General features: G+C 71.5%; 12 protein-coding genes and 1 tRNA gene. 11 read left to right on the forward strand and 2 right to left on the reverse strand.

Annotation, left to right across the window (positions count from 1 at the left end):
* Positions 1-89 precede the first annotated feature (89 nt).
* Both ACMA1D_RS23510 and ACMA1D_RS23515 read left to right on the forward strand, forming a co-directional pair.
* Positions 90-788 (forward strand): DegT/DnrJ/EryC1/StrS family aminotransferase, encoded by a 699-nt coding sequence (locus tag ACMA1D_RS23510; protein ID WP_414725995.1) that lies wholly within the window; start codon positions 90-92, stop codon positions 786-788.
* A 92-nt stretch (positions 789-880) separates the two neighbouring features.
* Positions 881-956 (forward strand) — tRNA-Thr (locus tag ACMA1D_RS23515).
* Between the two features lie 113 nt (positions 957-1,069).
* Here ACMA1D_RS23515 and ACMA1D_RS23520 read toward each other — a convergent pair.
* Entirely contained in the window at positions 1,070-3,706 is a 2,637-nt protein-coding gene (locus ACMA1D_RS23520; protein ID WP_414726071.1) for a SpoIIE family protein phosphatase, read from the reverse strand.
* 250 nt (positions 3,707-3,956) lie between these two features.
* Here ACMA1D_RS23520 and ACMA1D_RS23525 point away from each other — a divergent pair, with 250 nt between their 5' ends.
* From ACMA1D_RS23525 to ACMA1D_RS23565, 9 genes are all read left to right on the forward strand, one after another.
* A complete protein-coding gene (locus ACMA1D_RS23525; RefSeq protein WP_414725996.1) occupies positions 3,957-9,512 on the forward strand; it encodes a HAMP domain-containing protein in 5,556 nt (1,851 codons plus the stop codon).
* A 285-nt stretch (positions 9,513-9,797) separates the two neighbouring features.
* A complete protein-coding gene (locus ACMA1D_RS23530) occupies positions 9,798-10,475 on the forward strand; it encodes a two-component system response regulator (RefSeq protein ID WP_414725997.1) in 678 nt (225 codons plus the stop codon).
* A gap of 506 nt (positions 10,476-10,981) precedes the next feature.
* On the forward strand, positions 10,982-13,798 hold the full coding sequence (locus ACMA1D_RS23535; protein ID WP_414725998.1) for a DNA translocase FtsK: 2,817 nt from the start codon (positions 10,982-10,984) through the stop codon (positions 13,796-13,798).
* A gap of 186 nt (positions 13,799-13,984) precedes the next feature.
* Positions 13,985-14,791, forward strand: a complete 807-nt coding sequence (locus tag ACMA1D_RS23540) for a helix-turn-helix domain-containing protein (protein WP_414726072.1) — start codon at positions 13,985-13,987, stop codon at positions 14,789-14,791.
* 123 nt (positions 14,792-14,914) lie between these two features.
* Positions 14,915-16,414, forward strand: a complete 1,500-nt coding sequence (gene rimO, locus ACMA1D_RS23545) for a 30S ribosomal protein S12 methylthiotransferase RimO (RefSeq protein ID WP_414725999.1) — start codon at positions 14,915-14,917, stop codon at positions 16,412-16,414.
* The gene (pgsA, locus tag ACMA1D_RS23550; RefSeq protein WP_414726000.1) at positions 16,411-17,082 is read left to right on the forward strand and encodes a CDP-diacylglycerol--glycerol-3-phosphate 3-phosphatidyltransferase; all 672 of its coding nucleotides are present in this window, start codon (positions 16,411-16,413) and stop codon (positions 17,080-17,082) included. Before rimO ends, pgsA begins: the two co-directional genes overlap by 4 nt.
* 475 nt (positions 17,083-17,557) lie before the next feature.
* Positions 17,558-18,076 (forward strand): CinA family protein, encoded by a 519-nt coding sequence (locus tag ACMA1D_RS23555; protein WP_414726073.1) that lies wholly within the window; start codon positions 17,558-17,560, stop codon positions 18,074-18,076.
* A gap of 109 nt (positions 18,077-18,185) precedes the next feature.
* Positions 18,186-18,569, forward strand: a complete 384-nt coding sequence (locus ACMA1D_RS23560; protein WP_414726001.1) for a helix-turn-helix domain-containing protein — start codon at positions 18,186-18,188, stop codon at positions 18,567-18,569.
* A gap of 472 nt (positions 18,570-19,041) precedes the next feature.
* A complete protein-coding gene (locus ACMA1D_RS23565) occupies positions 19,042-19,512 on the forward strand; it encodes a Dps family protein (protein WP_414726002.1) in 471 nt (156 codons plus the stop codon).
* Positions 19,513-20,928: 1,416 nt separating this feature from the next.
* On the opposite strand, the gene ACMA1D_RS23570 is transcribed toward ACMA1D_RS23565, so the two are convergent.
* Complete coding sequence (locus ACMA1D_RS23570; RefSeq protein ID WP_414726003.1) at positions 20,929-21,801, reverse strand: DNA-formamidopyrimidine glycosylase family protein; 873 nt, start codon at positions 21,799-21,801, stop codon at positions 20,929-20,931.
* Positions 21,802-22,004: the final 203 nt, after the last annotated feature.

Here is a 22,004-nt window from a genome sequence, read left to right on the forward strand (position 1 = left end):
GCCTTGTTGGGACCGTGGTCCCAACAAGGCTCTTCTGCGTTGTGCTGTAGGTCACTCGGCGTTCACGTTCCCTGGGCACTATCGCTCGTATGGTGACACCAGCGGATGAGCTGCGATGTGAGCTGGCGCGGGCGGGCGTACGGTCCGGTGATGAAGTGATCGTGCCCTCGTACGACGTGTGCGAGACGGCGCACGTGGTGCTGTCGGTCGGGGCCGAGCCGGTGTTCGCCGACATAGATCCCGTCACCTTCTGTCTGTCCGCGGCCTCGGTGGAGGGCGCGATGACCGAGCGGACCGCCGCAGTGGTGGCGGTCCACACCTTTGGGCATCCTGCGGACCTGGCCGCCCTCGGCGACGTCAGCCGTAGGCACCGCGTACCGGTACTCGGACACGGCCTGGAAGCCGAGCCGACCGCGGCCATCGCGCGCCGGCGCGCACACGCGCAGTACCTCACCGCCCGGCTCAAGGGCGTCCGCACGCCCTGTGCCCAGCGGGCGGCCGAGCACGGCTACCAGAAGTACGTGGTGCGGGTGCCGGGCAACGGGCGGCCGGACCGGGACGCGTTCGCCCGGGCGCTACGGGCCCGTGGAGTGGACTGCCGGGCACCCCTGCCCACCCCCGTGCACCGCAGCGCCGCGTTCCGGCGCGAACTCTGGCTCGCCGAGACCGAGCGCGCCTGTGACGAATCGTTGGAGCTGCCGCTGGCCGCCGAGATGACCCGGCGGGAGTTGCAGCGCGTCGTGTCCGCGTGCAACGCGCTCGGTGGTCTTCTGCAACCTGCTGGGTGAGGCGACCGAACCACGTCGGTCCTGCCGCCGGTTCGGGCAGCGGAGTGGTCAAAAGCGCTCGCGAGTTCGGGTAAGATTTTTCTCGTCGCTGCGCCCCAATAGCTCAGTCGGCAGAGCGTCTCCATGGTAAGGAGAAGGTCTACGGTTCGATTCCGTATTGGGGCTCCAAAGAAAGGCCCTCGCCCTCTGGGCGGGGGCCTTTTGCATGCCCGCCGGTGATATCCCCGTGCGGTTCTCGGGGGCCGTCCGCGGCTGGCCGATCAGCCAGCCGCACTGCCCGGCTAGCCGCTGTGGCCGGCGAGTTGGGGCTCGGGGACGCGCATCGCCAAGATGGCCATGTCGTCCGATGCGGGCTCCGCGGCGAAGCGTTCCACCGCGCGCAGCACCCGGGCGGCGACCGCGCCAGCCGTGAGGCCCGTACACGTGGTCAGCACGTCGATCAGGCCGTCGTCGCCGAGCATGCGGGTGCCCTCCCGGCGCTCGGTGACGCCGTCGGTGACGCACAGCAGTACGTCGCCGGGGTCCAGGGCCACCGTCTGCTCGTACAGCTCCAGGTCGTCCATGACGCCGAGCAGCGGCTGTGGTTCGGCCGCGGCTTCCACCTGGCCGCTCTGGCGCAGTCGCAGTGGCAGCGGGTGGCCGGCGCACACGATCTTCAGGACCGCGCTGCCGTCGTCCTGCGGCCACAACTCGCCGTACAGCAGGGTCAGGAAGCGGCTGCGGGCGCCCTCGTCGAGGATGGCCGCGTTCAGCCGCTCCAGGACGGCCGGGCCGCCGAAGCCCTCGCGGGCCAGCAGCCGCAGCGCGTGGCGGGCCAGGCCGGTCACGGCTGCGGCCTCCGGGCCCGTACCGCACACGTCGCCGATCGCGAAGCCGTACGCGCCGTCGCGGATCGGGAACAGGTCGTAGAAGTCGCCGCCCACCTCGTTGCCCTCGCCGGCCGCCCGGTAGATGACCTCCACCTCCACGCCCGGCACCTCGGGCAGTTCCGGGGGCAGCAGGCTGCGCTGGAGCGACTGGCTGATGGCGGTGCGCTCGGAGTACAGGCGGGCGTTGTCCAGGGCGAGGGCGGCGCGGCGGGAGAGGTCCTCGGCGAGTTCGAGGATCTCCTGGCGGAAGTGCTCGTCGGTGGGCTTGCCGAGGGTCAGCATGCCGATCACCCGGTTGCGGGCGAGCAGCGGCAGGACGACCGTCTCGCCGCCCACGGCGGACGCGGTCGCCAGCGACGTGCCGGGGCCGGTCGCTGGCCGTACGGAGTCGCCGAGGCCCAGGCTGCGCAGCGAGGTGCGGAGCGCGGCGGCGTGGGCGGCGGCCGACGGCGCCGTCCACACCCGGGCGCCAGGCGTGGTGACCGGCTCGGGCGGCTCGACCTTCGCCAGCAGGGCCTTGAGCCCGTCGATGCGGTCCTCGTCCTCGTGCAGCACGTACGACAACTCGGGCTCGGACGCCGGGTCGGCGATGGTGTACACGGCGCACCAACTGGCCAGTGTCGGCACCGTCATCTGGGCCATCAGGGCCAGCGTCTGGTCCCGGTCCAGGGTGCCGGCGAGCAGGTCGGACGCCTCGACGAGGAAGGAGAGCGAGCCGCGGCGCAGCCGTTCCAGTTCGGTCAGCCGGGCGGACTCGACGGCCAGCGCGATGCGGTCGGCGGCGAACTGGAGCCGCAGGGCCTCCTCGTTGCTGTACCGGCCGGGGGTTTCGGCGGCGACGCCGAGCGAACCCGTCAGCCGGCCCTCGACCTTGAGCGGGACCGTGACGACCGAGCGCATACCGGTGTTGCTGAGCAGCGGCACGGCGCCCGGCACGGCGCTGAGGTCCTCGTGGACGGCGGGCATCCGCGCCGATCCGTACCGCCCCGAGCCGGCCTCGACGGGCACCCGGGCGAAGCGCTGCCTGGAGGAGGGCAGGCCGGTGGAGGCGCGGACTTCGAGTTCGGTCTCGTCGTCGGTGGCCAGCAGCAGGTAGGCGCTGTCGCCGTCGAGCATGTCCCGGGCCCGCTCGACGGTGCGCTGGAGCAGCCCGTCGAGGTCGTCGGGGGCCGGTGAGCCGATGAAGACCTCGAAGGCGTCGTTGGCCGAGCCGCGCTCGATGGCCGAGGTGCTGTCGGCGGCTGAGCTGCGCGAGGGGGTCTGGAGCACGGCGCGCTCGTGGTCGCGGACGAGCAGGCAGACGGTGGAGGGATCGCCGTCCGCGTCCCGCACCCGCAGGTGGGAGGCGTAGACGGGGATGACGCGGCCGTCGGCGCCGCGGATGCCGTACGAGCCCTCCCAACGGGAGAGCTGGAGGGCCTCGGCGATGCCGGTGCTGGTGCCCGGGGTGTGCGGCCAGGCCGCGAAGTCGGTGAGGGGCTTGCCGGTGACCTGCTCGGGGCCGAAGCCGAAGAGCTCCTGCGCGTCCTCGTTCCAGGAGCTGATGGCGCCGGGGCCGTCGATCTGGATGACCGCGACCCGCACCCGCGCGTCGGTGACCGGCAGCGCCTCGGCGGGGAGCGCGGGGCCGGCCGAGCGGGTGCCGGCGGGACGGTCGGGGAGGTCGAGCTGGAACCAGACCTGCTTGTACGTGGCGGTGTACTCCACGCCCCAGCGGGAGGCGAGGGCGGCGCATAGCAGCAGTCCCCGGCCGCCTTCGCGGTCCGGGCTGCCGAAGTGCACTCCGGCGCTTTGCAGCGGGACCTCGCGCTCGGGGTAGCGGTCGGCGACCTCCACGCGCACGCCGTCCTCGGTGCGTAGGCAGGCGACATCGGCCGCGGTGCCCGCGTGCACCACCGCGTTGGTGACGAGTTCGCTGGTCAGGACCACTGCGTCGTCGACGACGTCGGTGAAGCCCCAGCCTTGCAGCGTGTCGCGGACGAAGGCGCGGGCGGCGGCGACGGAGCGGCCGACCGGGTCGAAGGTGGCGGCTGCCCGCGCGGTGATCACAGGTCTCCTCATGCGTGTCTCGGCGATCTGCTCACCCATGTCGCAGCGCCCCTCCGATGCCTAGCCGAATGCCAGGTTACTTACCTTCGCCGAGCGCGCGGATGCCAGTCCGCTGTGAATCCACCCCGAGCGCGTCCTCGGTGGTGTGCGATGCTGCCGAACTGTTATGGCCTGGTTGGGCCATGGTGAAACACTGGGAAGGCTCAAAAGAGAGCCCGACGAGCACGGTCGACCCTGCGGGAGGCATACGGTGGAGTCTGGCGCAGCCGCGCGGGGCACGAGCACGCGCGCAAAGAGCGGACGTACCCGTACGAACGGGACGACCGAGGTGGACACGGCGGCCTTGAACCGGCTGCTGACGGCGCTGACTGCCATGCGGGACGGCAATTTCCGGAAACGCCTGACGGTCTCGGGCGAGGGCGTCATGGCGGAGATCGCCGCCGTCTTCAACGAGGTCGCCGACCGCAATGTGCAGCTCACCGGGGAGCTGGCGCGGGTGCGGCGGGTCGTCGGGCGTGAGGGGAAGCTCACGGAGCGGCTGGAGACCGGCGCCTGCGAGGGGTCCTGGGCCGCGGCGATCGACGCGTCCAACGCGCTCGTCGACGATCTCGTACGGCCGGTGTCCGAGGTCGGACGGGTCCTTTCGGCCGTTGCCGAGGGCGACCTTGAGCAGCGGATGGACCTGCGCTCGCGCGGTGCGGACGGGGCGGCGCATCCGCTGCGCGGGGAGTTCCTGAAGGTCGGGCGCACCGTCAACGGCCTGGTGGACCAGCTCTCGGCGTTCACCGACGAGGTGACGCGCGTGGCGAGCGAGGTCGGTACGGAGGGCAAGCTCGGCGGCCAGGCCAAGGTGCGGGGCATGTCGGGGTCCTGGAAGGACCTCACCGACTCGGTCAACACGATGGCGTCCCGGCTGACGGCGCAGGTGCGCGACATCGCGCTGGTGACGACCGCGGTGGCCAAGGGCGACCTGTCGCGCAAGGTCACGGTGCACGTGGCCGGCGAGATGCTGGAGCTGAAGAACACCGTCAACACGATGGTCGACCAGCTCTCCTCGTTCGCGTCCGAGGTGACGCGGGTGGCCCGGGAGGTGGGCACCGAGGGCGAGCTCGGCGGTCAGGCGCAGGTGCCGGGCGTGGCCGGAGTCTGGAAGGACCTCACCGACTCGGTCAACCTGATGGCCGGCAACCTGACCGCGCAGGTGCGCGGCATCGCCCAGGTGACGACGGCGGTCGCCAACGGTGACCTGTCGCAGAAGGTCACGGTCAGTGCGCGCGGTGAGATCGCGCAGCTCGCGGACACCATCAACACCATGACCGAGACGTTGCGCACCTTCGCGGACGAGGTCACCCGGGTGGCCAGTGAGGTCGGGGCCGAGGGGCTGCTGGGCGGTCAGGCGCAGGTGCCGGGTGCCGCGGGCACCTGGAAGGACCTGACGGATTCGGTGAACACCGCGTTCCGTAACGTCACCACGCAGGTGCGGGACATCGCGCAGGTGACGACGGCGGTGGCCAACGGCGATCTCGGGCAGAAGGTCACCGTCGACGTCTACGGCGAGATGCTGGAGCTGAAGAACACCGTCAACACCATGGTGGACCAGCTCTCCTCGTTCGGCGCCGAGGTGACGCGGGTGGCCCGGGAGGTCGGCGTCGAGGGTGAGCTCGGCGGTCAGGCGCAGGTGCCGGGTGCCGCCGGTACCTGGAAGGACCTGACCGACTCGGTCAACACCGCATTCCGCAACCTCACCGGCCAGGTGCGCAACATCGCGCAGGTGACGACGGCGGTGGCCAACGGAGACCTGTCGCAGAAGGTCACCGTCGACGTGTCCGGTGAGATGCTCCAGCTCAAGAACACCGTGAACACGATGGTCGACCAGCTCTCCTCGTTCGCGGACCAGGTCACGCGGATGGCGCGGGACGTGGGCACCGAGGGGCGGCTCGGCGGTCAGGCCCAGGTGGACGGCGTGAGCGGCACCTGGAAGGAGCTGACGGACTCCGTCAACTTCATGGCCGGGAACCTGACGTCGCAGGTGCGGCAGATCGCGCAGGTGACGACGGCGGTGGCGCGTGGTGACCTGTCGCAGAAGATCGACGTGGACGCGCGCGGGGAGATCCTGGAGCTGAAGAACACCATCAACACGATGGTCGACCAGCTCTCGGCCTTCGCCGAGCAGGTGACGCGGGTGGCCCGCGAGGTGGGTACGGACGGCCGGCTCGGCGGCCAGGCGCAGGTGCCGGGCGTCGCCGGGGTCTGGCGTGACCTGACCGACTCGGTGAACGGGATGGCGGGGAACCTGACCGCCCAGGTCCGTAACATCGCGCAGGTCGCGACGGCGGTGGCGCGCGGTGACCTGTCGCAGAAGATCGACGTGGACGCGCGGGGCGAGATCCTGGAGCTGAAGAACACCCTCAACACGATGGTGGACCAGCTCTCCTCGTTCGCGGACGAGGTGACGCGGGTGGCGCGTGAGGTGGGCACCGAGGGCATGCTCGGTGGCCAGGCCGAGGTGCAGGGCGTCTCGGGCACCTGGAAGGACCTCACCCAGTCGGTGAACTTCATGGCGAACAACCTGACCTCGCAGGTCCGCAACATCGCCGAGGTCACCACCGCGGTCGCCAAGGGCGACCTGTCCAAGAAGGTCACGGTGGACGCCAAGGGCGAGATCCTCGCGCTGGTCACCACGGTCAACACGATGGTCGACCAGTTGTCGTCCTTCGCCGAGCAGGTCACCCGCGTCGCCCGCGAGGTGGGTACGGAAGGGCAGCTCGGCGGTCAGGCCCGGGTGCCGGGGGTGACCGGCATCTGGAAGGACCTGAGCGACAACGTCAACCTGATGGCCAACAACCTGACCATCCAGGTGCGCAACATCTCCGACGTGTCGTCCGCGGTCGCCAACGGCGACTTGACCAAGAAGGTCACCGTCGAGGCGCGCGGCGAGGTCGCCCAGCTCGCCGACACGGTGAACACCATGGTCACCACGTTGTCCTCGTTCGCCGACGAGGTGACGCGCGTGGCGCGCGAGGTGGGCACCGACGGCATCCTGGGCGGGCAGGCGCGGGTGCCGGGCGTGGCGGGCACGTGGAAGGACCTCACCGACTCGGTGAACGGCATGGCCTCCAACCTGACCGGCCAGGTCCGCAACATCGCGATGGTGACCACCGCCATCGCCAAGGGCGACCTCACCAAGAAGATCGACATCGATGCGCGGGGCGAGATCCTCGCGCTGAAGACGACCATCAACACGATGGTGGACCAGCTCTCCTCGTTCGCCGAGCAGGTCACCCGGGTGGCGCGGGAGGTGGGCACCGAGGGGCAGCTCGGTGGCCAGGCGCGGGTGCGGGACGTGGCCGGCACCTGGCAGGACCTGACCGAGTCGGTGAACGAGATGGCCGGCAACCTCACCCGGCAGGTGCGCGCCATCGCCGAGGTCGCCACCGCGGTGACCCGTGGCGACCTCAACCTCAAGATCAAGGCGGATGCGGCGGGCGAGATCCTGGAGCTCCAGGACAACATCAACACGATGATCGCCAACCTGCGCGAGACGACCCTGGCCAACAAGGAGCAGGACTGGCTCAAGGGCAATCTGGCGCGCATCTCGGGGCTGATGCAGGGCCGCCGGGACCTGGAGGACGTGGCGCGGCTCATCATGAGCGAGCTGACGCCGGTGGTCGCCGCCCAGCACGGCGCGTTCTTCCTGGCCACGCCCATCGGGGACGCCATCGACACCGGCCAGGACACCGGGGACGGGTCCGGCGCCGGCGCGTACGAGCTGCGCATGATCGGTGGGTACGGCTACTCCAAGCGCGACATGCCCACCACCTTCGAGCCCGGCGACGGGCTGATCGGCACGGCCGCCGAGGAGAAGCGCACCATCTTGGTGGAGAACGTGCCGGCCGGGTACCTCAAGATCGGCTCCGGGCTCGGTGAGGCGCCGCCGGCGCAGGTCATCGTGTTGCCGGTGCTCTTCGAGGGGCAGGTGCTCGGCGTGATCGAGCTGGCGTCCTTCCAGTGCTTCACACAGATCCAGAAGGACTTCCTCAACCAGATCGCCGAGATGATCGGCACCAGCGTCAACACCATCAGCGTCAACATCAAGACCGAGGTGCTGCTCAAGCAGTCGCAGGAGCTCACCGAGCAACTGCGCGAGCGGTCGGCCGAGTTGGAGAACCGGCAGAAGGCGCTCCAGGCGTCCAACGCGGAGTTGGAGGAGAAGTCGGACCGGCTCGCCCGGCAGAACCGCGATATCGAGGTCAAGAACACCGAGATCGAGGACGCCCGCCAGGGGCTGGAGGAGCGCGCCGAGCAACTCGCGGTGTCGATGCGCTACAAGTCAGAGTTCCTGGCCAACATGTCGCACGAGCTGCGCACCCCGCTCAACTCGCTGCTGATCCTGGCCAAGTTGCTGGCCGACAACGCGGACGGGAACCTCTCGCCCAAGCAGGTGGAGTTCGCCGAGACGATCCACGGAGCCGGTTCCGACCTGCTCCAGCTCATCAACGACATCCTGGACCTCTCCAAGGTCGAGGCGGGCAAGATGGACGTCAGCCTGACCCGGATCGCGGTGGTCCAGCTCGTGGACTACGTGGAGGCCACCTTCCGGCCGCTCACCGCGGAGAAGGGGCTCGACTTCTCCGTACGGGTCTCGCCCGAGCTGCCGGCCACGTTGCACACCGATGACCAGCGGCTCCTCCAGGTGCTGCGCAACCTGCTCTCCAACGCGGTGAAGTTCACCGACGTGGGCGCGGTGGAACTGGTCATCAGGCCGGCCGAGGCCGATGTGCCCGACGCCATCAGGGAGCAGCTCCTTGAGCACGGCGGGCTGCGCGACATGGACTCCAAGATCATCGCGTTCTCGGTCACCGACACCGGCATCGGCATCGCCGCCAGCAAGATGCGAGTGATCTTCGAGGCGTTCAAGCAGGCGGACGGCACGACCAGCCGCAAGTACGGCGGCACCGGGCTCGGGCTGTCCATCAGCCGGGAGATCGCCCGGCTGCTGGGTGGTGAGATCCACGCCGACAGCCAGCCGGGCCGCGGCTCCACCTTCACCCTCTACCTCCCGCTCAGGCCCGATGACCTGCCTGCGCCCGGCTACCCGGAGTTGTCCGCGGGCGGCGCCGGCACACCGGCCATCGAGGCGGCTGCGGCGGTACGGCCGGCGGAGGCGGGTGCGGACGAGGCGGGTACGGCGCCGGCGGCGGGCGTGGAGCCGGAGTCCGCGGCCGAGCTGAGGGCGCCATCGGCCGCGCGTGCGCCGCAGCCGGGAGCGAGTGCGCCAAGTGGGGCCGGGGAACAGGACGGGGCCAAGCGGAGCGCGCCGGCGCCGCGCGAGCGCCAGCCGGCCCGGCGGGCGGCTGGCGGCCAGCCGCCGGAGCCGTGGCTGCTCGCCGGCCAGGACCTGGTGGCCGAGCCGAACGGCGCGGGCGGGTTCGACGGCGAGAAGGTGCTCATCGTCGATGACGACATCCGCAATGTGTTCGCCCTGACCAGCGTGTTGGAGCGGCACGGGCTCCAGGTGCTGTACGCCGAGAACGGACGCGAGGGGATCGAGGTCCTGGAGCAGCACGACGACGTGGTGCTGGTGCTGATGGACATCATGATGCCCGAGATGGACGGCTACGCCACGACGGCGGCGATCCGCCGGATGCCGCAGTTCGCCGGCCTGCCCATCGTGGCGCTGACCGCCAAGGCGATGAAGGGCGACCGGGAGAAGAGCATCGAGGCCGGGGCGTCCGACTACGTCACGAAGCCGGTGGACACCGATCACCTGCTGACCGTGATGCGGCACTGGATGCGCGAAGGGTGACGGAGCGTACTGGACGGGGGGCGCCGCCCGGCGGATTTGTTGACGGACCGTGGCCACATGCGTGTGGGAACGTGGCATTCGGGGAACCTTCTCGTCCTCCACTGCGTTTTCTGTTACGTGCACAGTGACATCGCGGTGACAGGGTGTGGCGAACAGCGGGGTGCGGCTACCATGACCGGCACAAGGGCGGGCGGCGTAAGGGAGTCGTCCCCCGGGGCGGCGCCCGGTGCATCCCTCACCACTTCGAGCTGGGGGGACCCCATGCCGGGGCGAGGAGGACGAGGCATGGTGCAGAAGGCCAAGATCCTCCTGGTCGATGACCGGCCGGAGAATCTGCTGGCGTTGGAGGCCATTCTCTCCGCGCTGGACCAGACGCTGGTGCGGGCATCGTCAGGGGAGGAAGCGCTCAAGGCGCTGTTGACGGACGACTTCGCGGTCATCCTGCTGGACGTGCAGATGCCCGGCATGGACGGCTTCGAGACGGCCGCGCACATCAAGCGCAGGGAGCGGACCCGGGACATCCCGATCATCTTCCTCACCGCGATCAACCACGGCCCGCACCACACCTTCCGCGGGTACGCGGCGGGCGCCGTGGACTACATCTCCAAGCCGTTCGACCCGTGGGTGCTGCGCGCCAAGGTGTCGGTCTTCGTCGAGCTGTATACGAAGAACTGCCAACTGCGGGAGCAGGCCGCGCTGCTGCGGCTCCAGTTGGACGGCGGTCAGCAGCCGGTCGCGGAGGCCAAGGAGCCCGCGGGGCTGCTCGCCGAGCTGTCCGCGCGTCTGGCGGCCGTGGAGGAGCAGGCCGAGGCGCTGTCCAAGCAGCTCGACGAGTCGTCAGACGCCGCAGCCGTGGCCACCGCCGCCCACCTGGAGCGCAAGCTCACCGGGCTGCGCAGGGCGCTGGACGCGTTGGAGCCGGGGGCGGGGAGCGGCGCGAGCCCGCTGCCGTCGGCGAACTGACCCGCCACGCACGGGGGCGCCGCCGACACCCACCCGACCGGCGCGCCCCGGGACGCCGCCAGCCACCGACCGGTGTGCGAGGCGGCCGTTCTCTTTCCGGCACTTCTTGACCGTCCGTCCCGCACTGCTCTCTGACCCCGCACTGCTCTCCGCCCCCGTACCGCGCTTCGGCCGCGCGCCACCCGTGCCGCGTGCCGGTCGACGGCTCGGCCCCCGGCCCGTGGGGTTGCTGGCTGCTCCTCAGACCGGGTGCGGTGCCCGGGCCCTGACGCTGCCTCGTGCTCCGCGCGACTGGTGCGTCCTCGCCCGGCGGGGCCGGGGCGCCCGCTGTCGCCCGCGTCCCTCTCGGCCCGGCCGGCTCCCGGAGCGCGCCGCATGCCTCGTACTCCCCGCCCCTCGCATCCCTCGTGTCCGTGGTCTCCCCGCAGCCCGGGCGGCAGCAGGTGTCCCAGGAGAAAGCCCTGGGCGTGCGTGCCCCATACGGCCGTCCCGGGTAACCTCGGCGCATGGCTTCTCGTACGTCCGGCAAGGGTTCCCCGAGCGCGGCGGGCACCTCGAAGCAGTCCGCCGGAGGAGCTGCCAAGAAGGCTGCTGCGAAACCCGCGAAGAAGACGGCTGCCAAGAAGGCGCCCGCCAAGAAGTCGGCCGCACCCGCGAAGAAGGCGCCGGCGAAGAAGGCCGCGGCCAAACCCGCACCGTCCCCCACCGGCGGTCTGCTGCGCGCGGTGCGTGCGGTGTGGCGGGGGCTGGCGCGCGGTGTGGGAGCGATGTTCCGCGGGATCGGTCGCGGGGCGCGGGGCCTGGACCCGGCGCACCGCAAGGACGGGATGGCCCTGCTGCTGTTCGGGGTCGCGCTGGTGGTCGCCGGGGGCACCTGGTCCAATCTGGACGGCCCGGTCGGCGACCTGGTCGAAATGTTGGTGACCGCGACGTTCGGCCGGCTCGACCTGGTGGTGCCGATCCTGTTCGCCATCATGGCCATGCGGCTCTTCCGCCACCCGGAGAAGCCGGAAGCCAACGGCCGCATCGTGATCGGCCTCTCCGCCCTGGTGCTCGGCGTGTTGGGGCAGGTCCACATCGCCTGCGGGGCGCCGAGCCGCGAGGAGGGCACCGAGGCGATGCAGGACGCCGGCGGGCTGATCGGCTGGGGGGCGTCCCAACCGCTGATCACCACCGTCCGTGAGCCGCTGGCCGTCGCCCTGCTCGTGCTGCTGACCATCTTCGGCCTGCTCGTGGTGACCGCGACACCGGTCAACCGGATTCCGCAGCGGGCCCGCCAACTGCTGGTCAGGCTCGGCCTCATCGACGACGGCGAGCGCGCGGAGGAGGAAGTCGGCGGCGCCTACGACGACGAGGACGAGTACGCGGAGGAGTGGCGGCAGGCACCCGCCAAGCGCTCGCGGCGCAGGGCCGGCGCCGAGGACGCCGCCGGCTCCGACCCCGAGCGGGCCGAAGAGGCCGCGCTCAGCAAGCGGCGCAGGACCCGCAAGGCCGCACCCGTCGCGGACACCGGCGCCGTGGAACTGCCGCAGAGCCGGCCGATGGACGCGGTCGACGTGGCGGCGGCAGCAGCCGCCGCACTCGACGGCGCGGTGCTGCACGGCGTGCAGCCCTCGCCGCTGGTGGCCGGGCTCAGCAGCGGCATCAGCAGCGAAACCAGCACCGCCCCCGGCGCCCGCAGCACCGCGAACGGCGCGGGCCAGCGGCCGGAGCGCCCGGGCGCCGCGGCGGGCAAGGCCGTGGAGCAGGTGCCCGACCTGACCCGGCCCACGCCCGAACCCGGCGACCTGCCCGAGCGCCCCGGCGGCCTCCAGCCGCGCGCCGAGCAACTGCAACTCGCCGGGGACATCACCTACGCGCTGCCCTCGCTCGACCTGCTGGAGCGCGGCGGACCCGGCAAGACCCGCAGCGCCGCCAACGACGCCGTGGTGGCCTCGCTGACCAACGTGTTCACCGAGTTCAAGGTGGACGCGTCGGTCACCGGCTTCACCCGCGGCCCGACGGTCACCCGCTACGAGGTCGAGCTCGGCCCGGCCGTCAAGGTCGAGCGGATCACCGCGCTGACCAAGAACATCGCCTACGCCGTCGCCAGCCCCGACGTACGGATCATCAGCCCGATCCCCGGCAAGTCAGCGGTCGGCATCGAAATCCCCAACACCGACCGCGAGATGGTCAACGTCGGCGACGTACTGCGGCTGGCCGACTCGGCGGGCGACGAACACCCGATGCTGGTGGCGCTCGGCAAGGACGTCGAGGGCGGCTACGTGATGGCCAACCTGGCGAAGATGCCGCACGTACTGGTGGCGGGCGCGACCGGCTCCGGCAAGTCCTCCTGCATCAACTGCCTGATCACCTCGATCATGATGCGGGCCACGCCGGAGGACGTACGGATGGTCCTGGTGGACCCCAAGCGCGTCGAGCTGACCGCGTACGAGGGCATCCCGCACCTGATCACGCCGATCATCACCAATCCGAAGCGGGCCGCCGAGGCGTTGCAGTGGGTCGTGCGCGAGATGGACCTGCGCTACGACGACCTGGCCGCCTACGGCTTCCGGCACATCGACGACTTCAACGCCGCGGTGCGCGCCGGCAAGGTCAACCCGCCCGACGGCAGCGAGCGCGAGCTGACGCCGTACCCGTACCTGCTGGTCATCGTGGACGAGTTGGCCGACCTGATGATGGTGGCGCCGCGCGACGTGGAGGACGCGATCGTGCGCATCACCCAACTCGCCCGGGCCGCCGGCATCCACCTGGTGCTGGCGACGCAGCGGCCGTCGGTCGACGTGGTCACCGGGCTGATCAAGGCGAACGTCCCCTCCCGGCTCGCGTTCGCCACCTCCTCGCTCGCCGACAGCCGGGTGATCCTCGACCAGCCGGGGGCGGAGAAGCTCATCGGCAAGGGTGACGGCCTCTTCCTCCCGATGGGTGCGAACAAGCCGGTCCGGATGCAGGGCGCCTTCGTCACGGAGGAGGAGGTGGGCGCCGTGGTCCAGCACTGCAAGGACCAGATGGCGCCGGTCTTCCGGGACGACGTGACGGTGGGGACGGCGAAGAAGAAGGAGATCGACGAGGACATCGGCGACGACCTCGACCTGCTGTGCCAGGCCGCGGAGCTGGTGGTCTCCACCCAGTTCGGCTCCACGTCGATGTTGCAGCGCAAGCTGCGGGTGGGCTTCGCGAAGGCGGGCCGGCTGATGGACCTGATGGAGTCCCGGAACATCGTCGGGCCCAGCGAGGGCTCCAAGGCCCGAGACGTGCTCGTCAAGCCCGATGAGCTGGATGGAGTCCTCGCCGTGATCCGTGGTGAGGAAGACTCGTCATAAGGTTACGGGCAACCGTTTCCCCGGCTGATACGTCAAGTTGAAGGGGGCACCGGATACTGCCCGCAGTCGGGTCAGGTGCGGCCATTCTGATGGCGTACAAAGTCCGGCCTCCCGCTTGCCCGACCCTTTCGTACCACCCCTAGACTGAACATCCAGCAGGTGGCTACACGCTCGAAAGGCACCCTCGTGTCCATCGGCAACTCCTCCGCAGACGACCGCCCTTCCGTCGGTCGCGTCCTCCAGCAGGCCCGGATCGGTGCCGGACTGACCGTCGACGAGGTCAGTACCGCCACCCGGGTGCGCATCCCCATCGTGCACGGCATCGAACAGGATGACTTCTCCCGCTGCGGTGGCGACGTCTACGCGAGAGGCCACATCCGTTCGCTGGCCCGCGCCGTCGGGGTCGACCCGGCACCGCTGATCGCCCAGTTCGACGAGGAGCACGGCGGTCGCCCCGAGCCGACCGGCGCCGCGCCGCTCTTCGAGGCCGAACGCATCCGCTCCGAGCCGCGCCGCCCGAACTGGACCGCCGCGATGGTGGCCGCGATCGTGGCCGTCGTCGGCTTCGTCGGCTTCACGCTGGTCTCCGGCGGGGACGGCGGCGAGGCCAGCACCGCGGCCGACAGCACCGGCACGGCCAAGCCCTCCGACACGCCGGAGAAGGGCAAGCCGAGCAAGCCCGCCGACCCCAAGCCCGACCCGACCGAGAGCGCCATCGCCGCCGCACCGGCCAACAAGGTGACGGTCAAGCTCACCGCCGCCGACCGGCAGGCGTGGATCTCGGCCAAGGACCACAACGGGCGGCTGCTGCACGTCGGCGTGCTGGAGCGCGGCGTCTCCAAGACCTTCACCGACTCCCAGCGGATCGACCTGGTGCTCGGCGACGCGGGGGCCGTCAAGCTCTTCGTGAACGGCAAGGAGGTCCGCGAGGTCGGCGAGGACGGCCAGGTGCAGCGGCTGAGCTACACCAAGGGGGACCCGGAAGCCGGCTGACCAGGGGTTCGTATCGGGCATACCCGGAATCGGGGCGGCACGACCGGGCCCCGATGACACCGGGCAGGTGCCTCGTGCGCCCTTGGCGCCGGGGCGGGCGCCGGAACGAAGTAGTCTGAGCGTATGCCCGAACGCCGTACCGTCGCTCTCGTCACTCTTGGCTGCGCCCGTAACGAGGTGGACTCGGAGGAGCTCGCAGGCCGCTTGGCGGCGGATGGCTGGGAGCTCGTCGAGGAAGCCTCCGAAGCCGACGTCGCCGTCGTCAACACCTGTGGTTTCGTCGAGGCCGCCAAGAAGGACTCCGTCGACGCCCTGCTCGAAGCCAACGACCTCAAGGACCACGGCCGCACCCAGGCCGTGGTCGCGGTCGGTTGCATGGCCGAGAGATACGGGAAAGAGCTGGCCGACGCGTTGCCGGAGGCCGACGGCGTGCTCGGGTTCGACGACTACGCCGACATCTCCGACCGGCTGCGCACCATCCTCGCCGGCGGCGTCCACGCCTCCCACACCCCTCGCGACCGGCGCAAGCTGCTGCCGATCAGCCCCGCCGAGCGGCAGGGCGCCGAGGTGGCACTGCCCGGCCACGGGGAGGCCGCGGCCGAGCCCGACGCCGGGCCGCAGGCCGACCTCGCGGACCTGCCCGCCGGCGTGGCGCCCGCGTCCGGCCCGCGGGCCCCGCTCCGGCGGCGCCTGGGCACCAGCCCGGTCGCCTCGGTGAAGCTTGCCTCCGGCTGCGACCGACGCTGCTCCTTCTGCGCCATCCCCTCCTTCCGCGGCTCCTTCATCTCCCGCCGCCCCGCCGACGTGCTGAACGAGACGCGCTGGCTCGCCGAGCAGGGCGTGAAGGAGATCATGCTGGTCTCCGAGAACAACACCTCGTACGGCAAGGACCTCGGTGACCTGCGACTCCTGGAGACGCTGCTGCCGGAGCTGGCCGGGGTGGACGGCATCGAGCGGGTGCGGGTCAGCTACCTCCAGCCCGCCGAGCTGCGGCCCGGCCTGATCGACGTGCTCACCTCGACGGACAAGGTCGCGCCCTACTTCGACCTGTCCTTCCAGCACTCGGCGCCGGACGTGCTGCGCGCCATGCGCCGGTTCGGCGACACCGACCGCTTCCTGGAGTTGCTCGGCCAGATCCGGGCCAAGGACCCGCAGGCCGGCGCGCGCTCCAACTTCATCGTGGGCTTCCCCGGCGAGAGCGAGGCCGATCTCGCGGAGCTTGAGCGCTTCATCACCGAGGCCCGGCTGGATGCGATCGGCGTCTTCGGCTACTCCGACGAGGAGGGCACCGAGGCCGCCGGTTACGCGGACAAGCTCGCCCCCGAGGTGGTCGCCGAGCGCCTGGAGCGGGTCTCCCGGCTCGCCGAGGAACTCACCGCGCAGCGCGCCGAAGAGCGTCTGGGCGAGACCGTACGGGTACTGGTGGACCGTGTGGACGAGAGCGAAGGCACGATCGGCCGGGGCGCGCACCAGGCACCGGAGACCGACGGACAGACGACGTTGCGCACCGAGCGGGAGCTGGCGCCCGGCCGTATGGTCGAGGCGAAGGTGATCGCGACGGAGGGCGTGGACCTCATCGCGGAGCCGCTGACCGAAGTGTGTCCCGAGGGGGCGGGCAGATGACCGGAGTCCCGGCCTCCGCAGCGGGAGGCGCCCGTGCGGCGAGGGTGCCCGCCGCCCGCACCGTAGGGCTGTGGAACATCGCCAACATCCTCACCATGATGCGTCTGGTGCTGGTGCCCGGCTTCGTGCTGCTGATGCTGCACGGCGACGGTTACGACCCGGCCTGGCGCTCCTTCGCATGGGCCGCGTTCTCGGTGGCGATGATCACCGACCTCTTCGACGGCCATCTGGCCCGGCGGTACGACCTGGTCACCGACTTCGGCAAGATCGCCGATCCGATAGCGGACAAGGCGATCATGGGCGCGGCGCTGATCTGCCTGTCCGTCCTCGACGACCTGCCCTGGTGGGTCACCGGGGTGATCCTGTTCCGGGAGATCGGCATCACCCTGATGCGCTTCTGGGTGATCAAGCACGGGGTCATCCCGGCCAGCCGGGGCGGCAAGATGAAGACCCTGGCCCAGGGGACCGCGGTCGGCATGTACGTCCTCGCGCTGACCGGACCGCTGGCCACGCTCCGGTTCTGGGTGATGGGGCTGGCGGTCGTACTGACCGTGGCGACCGGCCTGGACTACGTGCGGCAGGCCGTCGTCCTGCGCCGCGCGGGCCTGGCGGCGGAGCGGGCGAGCGCGGGGGAGCGGTCCGGGGCGGACCGCGAATCGGTGCGGTAGCGGGTCGCTGACCCGTGCGGTGCCGGGCCGGGGGCCGGGACCGGAGCGGTGAGCCGAACGACGGGGAGATCAAGTGACCGAGGCAACCACCTCGGCGGATGAGGGTGAGGGCGGCGCGGTGCGTCACTCCTCGGTGAACGTGGGGAATGCGGAGCGCGCGGTACGCGCGGAGAGTGCGGTGCCCGTGGGAAGTGCGGGGCAGGCGAGGAACGCTGGGCATACGGGGGTCGGGGAGCGCGTGAGAGGTGTCGGGAGTGCGACGGACTCGGTGGGCCCGGGTTCGACGGGCTCTATCCCAGCCGGTTTGGGTTCGGTAGGCCCGGCTCCGGCCGGCCCCGGTCCGGTGGGTTCGGCCGCGGTGAATTCGGATGGGGTGCGGCCTGTCCCGGTGGGGCCGGTTTCGGCCGGTTCGGAATCGGTGGGCCAGGCCCCGGCGGCGGCTCGGCCGGCGGAGGGGGCCGAAGCGGGGCCGCACCTGCCCGGGGCGGCGCTGGCGGCCGAGGTGGCCGCAGCGCTGCGGGCGCGCGGTGAGACCGTGGCGGTGGCCGAATCGCTCACCGGCGGACTGCTGTCGGCGGTGCTCACCGATGCACCCGGTGCCTCGCGCTCCTTCCGCGGTGCGATCACCGCGTACGCCACCGACGTCAAGGCCAGCGCGCTCGGCGTCGACGCGGCGCTGCTCGCCGCACGGGGCGCGGTGGACGCCCAGGTCGCGGCCCAGATGGCGAGCGGCGTACGGAGCGCACTGGGGGCCGACTGGGGGGCCGCGACCACCGGCGTCGCCGGCCCGGACCCGCAGGACGGCCAGCCGGTGGGCACCGTCCACATCGCGGTCGTGGGCCCCGCCGGTGCGCCCGTCACGGTCGAACTGGCGCTGGCCGGAAGTCGCTCAGAAATCCGCGCACGCAGCGTCACATCCGTCCTCGAACTGATGCAGAGCGAATTGATCGAGAATGCGAGGGCACAGGATACGGAACAGGGCGGGCGGATTTGATGTTTGCAGCCCTGAGTGAACACGACATCGCCCCCCGCACGGGCGGAGCCCGAGGCGGTACGGTGGGGCGAGAAGGAACGGGATATGCGGTCCGAGGAGGGAGCCAGCGATGATTCTGCTCCGTCGCCTGCTGGGTGACGTGCTGCGCCGACAGCGTCAGCGCCAGGGCCGGACGCTGCGCGAGGTCTCCTCGTCCGCCCGGGTGTCTCTGGGCTATCTCTCAGAGGTCGAGCGAGGACAGAAGGAAGCGTCCTCCGAATTGCTCTCCGCCATCTGCGATGCCTTGGACGTACGCATGTCCCAGGTGATGCGCGAGGTCAGCGACGAACTGGCACTGGCCGAGCTGGCCCAGTCCGCCGCTGCGAGCGAGCCCGTGCCGGCGCCCATGAGACCCAGGTTGAACTCCGTGTCGGTGACTTCGGTGACGTCCGTCCCCGAGGAACGAGTGACGATCAAGGCGCCCACCGAGGCCGTCAACGTGGTGGCCGCCTGACGACCCGGAACCGGTTGCGCAGCAACCACCCACCAGGCTGTGCCGTAGGCCCCGTCCGCATAGTGGACGGGGCCTACGGGTTTTTTGTGGGCGTGAGGTGGGCGGAGGCGGGTTCTGGTGAGTGGGCTGGGGTGGGTGGGGCTTACGGGGGGTTACGGGTTCGCGTTGGGGGCGGGGTGGTTTGGCGGCCGGCTCGGGGCCCGTGCGGGTCATCGCCGGGTGTTGTCTTGACGGGGCGACGGGGCGACGGGGCGACGGGGCGACGGGGCGACGGGGCGACGGGGCGGTGTGGTGGGGGTGTGTGGGGCTGGGCTGTCGGGTGGTTGCGCGCGGTGGGCGTGGGGGCGGTGGGTCTGGGTAAGCGGGTGATCTACCGAGGGGGACGGCTTGCCTTGTCGTATGCCGCGTATGTCGGGGTACACGAGGTATGGCAGGGTGAGCTAAGGGACTTATTCGACAAAAGGAGAAATTGATGTCTGCTGTCAGGAGCCCGCTGCCCGAGCCGGACCGGAAGACGGTCGGCGACGCTCTCCAGGGCGCGCTGGTGGACTTGGTGGATCTGTCCCTGGTCGCCAAGCAGGTGCACTGGAACGTGGTCGGCCCGCGGTTCCGCTCCGTCCACCTCCAGCTCGACGAGGTGGTCGACACGGCGCGCACGCACACCGACACGGTCGCCGAGCGCGCCTCCGCGATCGGGGTGAGCCCCGACGGGCGGGCCGAGACCGTCGCCAAGACGAGCGGCATCGACACCGTCAAGGACGGGTGGATCCAGGACACCGAAGCCGTACGAATCCTGGTCGATGCGCTGAACGCGGTCATCGCGCGGATGCGTGAGCGGATCGCCGCGACGGACAAGCCCGACCCGGTCTCGCAGGACCTGCTGATCGGTCTGACCGCGGACCTTGAGAAGCACGCGTGGATGTTCCAGGCGGAGGCCGGCTGACCGGTCCGGCCGGCCCGCGTGGGCCGCTGGCCCGTAGGAGCATGTGCCCGCACGGGTAGGTGATGGCGTGCCGTGCGAGGCGCGGTCGGAGCAGACCGGCGCGGCGGGGGAGACCTCGGGATCGGGGCGCCCTCAGCGCCGTCACCGACCGCCGACGCCAGGGCGTGACCCGCCCGCACGAAGCCGGCCCCTCGAACCAGGGGCCGGCTTCGGCATGTGCGGGGCCGGTGACGCGGGCGGAGGGGCGAGGAACGTGCGGGGTGGGCGAGGTGGTGGGGGATGCGTGTGGGGTGGGTCGAGGTGAGAGGGGTGGGGTGGGCTCTGGATGCGGGTGGGGCGGGGGCGGGGGAGACTGGCACCGTACGCTCCGTGCGCGACGCACGACGGAACGCGGTGGCCGGAGCCGCGAGCGAAAGGTGCCCAGCCATGTGGGACGGACCGATACGCACCGGACCAGCAAGCACCGGACCGATACGCACCGGGCTGACACGGCCAGGACGCCCCGGCCGCAGTACGCATCGGTGCCGGTGGGGAGCGGGCGCCGGGAATCCGGTTGACGGGACGGGGCCGCCGGGGCGGTCGCGTACGGGCGGGGGCGCGGGGGAGCGGCGCTTGCGCAGAGGTGGCGGAGGGCCTCATGGGCCCGGGGAGCGGGCGACGGCCGGCGGTGCCTGAGCCCGTGCGATGGGCCGTCGCGCTGCTGCTGGGCGGCGTCTGGACCGGCGCCGTGATCTGGCTGGCCGCCGGGCCGACACCGCTCGGGCCGACCGCGGGGGTCCTGGTCGCGGGCGGTTGGGGGCTCAGCCTGCTGCCGGTGCATTGCGTACCGGGCGGGCGGGACGAGGGGAACTCCCCAGCCGGCGTCGAACACGACGCCGGAGCGCGTCCGGTCCACGACACGGGAGCGCGTCCGGCTCACGGCGTCGACACACATGCGGCTTACGGGGCCGAGACGCATCCGACTTGCGGCGAGGGGGCCTACCCGTCGGAGGTGAACGGGGCGGTCAGGGGCGACGGTGACGGCGGGGAGGTCGGCCCTGCGGGCGAGTCTGACGGCGAGGCGGGTGGAGCGTGCGGGCCCTACGGCGTGTGCCGTGCGTACGGCGCGCGCGGTGCGAACGACGCGTCTGACCCGTGTGACCCGTATGACCCGGCTGAGGAGCAGCGGGGCGCAGGTACGGGGCGGCGGCGCGGTGTGAGGCTGTGGTGGGGCCCGGTGGAGCGGTGAGCTTCGGGGCGGGGTGCCGTGTCGTGCCGTGCCTGCTGTGTCGGGGCGGGGCAGGTGGTCGTGTGCCCGTCGGTGACTGGGCGGGCGGGTGGTGGTCAGGATGCCCGTGGGCGGTTGGGCGGTTGGGCGGTGGGCGGTGGTGGGGCGTGGCTGTGGGGCGGTTCCGGGGCGGCGCTGCTGTGCGCAGGTCAGGCGGCGTCTGACGGGGCGGGGCCGGGTTGGCAGCGGGGGCACCAGTACGTGAGGCGGGCCGCGGAACCGTTCGGGTCATCCGGGTCGCCCTGTTCGGCCACGCGGATGCTCGTACCGCAGCGCCGGCACGGCTGGCCGGAGCGGCCGTAGACCCACAATCGGCGGTCGGGACGGTGCTCGGCCGTGGTGATCCGGGCGGCGCGGTCCTTGTTCACCTCCAGCAACCGTTTGGCGAGCGACAGCAGCCGGTCGCTCGTGGCCGGGCCGAGGTCGGCCATCGGGAGCCAGGGGCTGACGCGGAGGAGGAAACACAGTTCTGCCTTGTACACATTGCCGATGCCGGCGAGGTTGCGCTGGTCGAGCAGGGCCTCGCCGAGGGGGCGCCGGGGCGTGGCGAGCAGCCGACGCAGGGCTTCGGCCGCGTCCCAGTCGGGGCCCAGCAGGTCCGGGCCGAGGTGGCCGACGACGGTGTGTTCGTCGGCCGTGCGCAGCAGCGCGAGTACGGGCAGCCGGTAGCCGACGGCCGTCTGGTCGGCCACCCCGAGTACCGCCCTGACCTGGTGTCCCGGGCCGCCCCGCCAGCGCTCGTCGGCGCCGTAGACGTGCCAGGCGCCGTCCATCCGCAGGTGCGAGTGCAGCGACAGGCCGCCCTCGATGCGCGCGAGGAGGTGCTTGCCCCGTGGCAGGACCTCGTGCACCCGGCGGCCGGTGAGGTCGACGTCGGGGAGTGCGGGGCGCCGGCGACCCCGTGCGTCGGGGCGCAGGCTCGCCCCGCTGGGGGCGCGGAGCTCCCAACGCGTCAGCGGCTTGCCGGCCAGCGCGGCGTGCAGACGGTGCGCGGTGCGCCAGACGGTGTCTCCCTCGGGCATGGGCCCATCATGCCGTCAGCCGTTCGCCGGGGCGTGGGGCGCCCGGAGCAAGGTGGTGACGGGGGCGGTGTCGTGGTGCGGCGGCTCGTCGCCGCCGGATGCGGACGGCCTCTTCTTCCTCCCGATTCATCCTCCCGTCCTGCTTTCCGCGCTTGTTGTCCGCATCGGGGCGGCCTCCTCGGGCGTCGACGGGGGGACGGTGT

It is taken from the genome of Streptomyces sp. 796.1 (genome assembly GCF_047525675.1).
Lineage (GTDB): Bacteria > Actinomycetota > Actinomycetes > Streptomycetales > Streptomycetaceae > Streptomyces.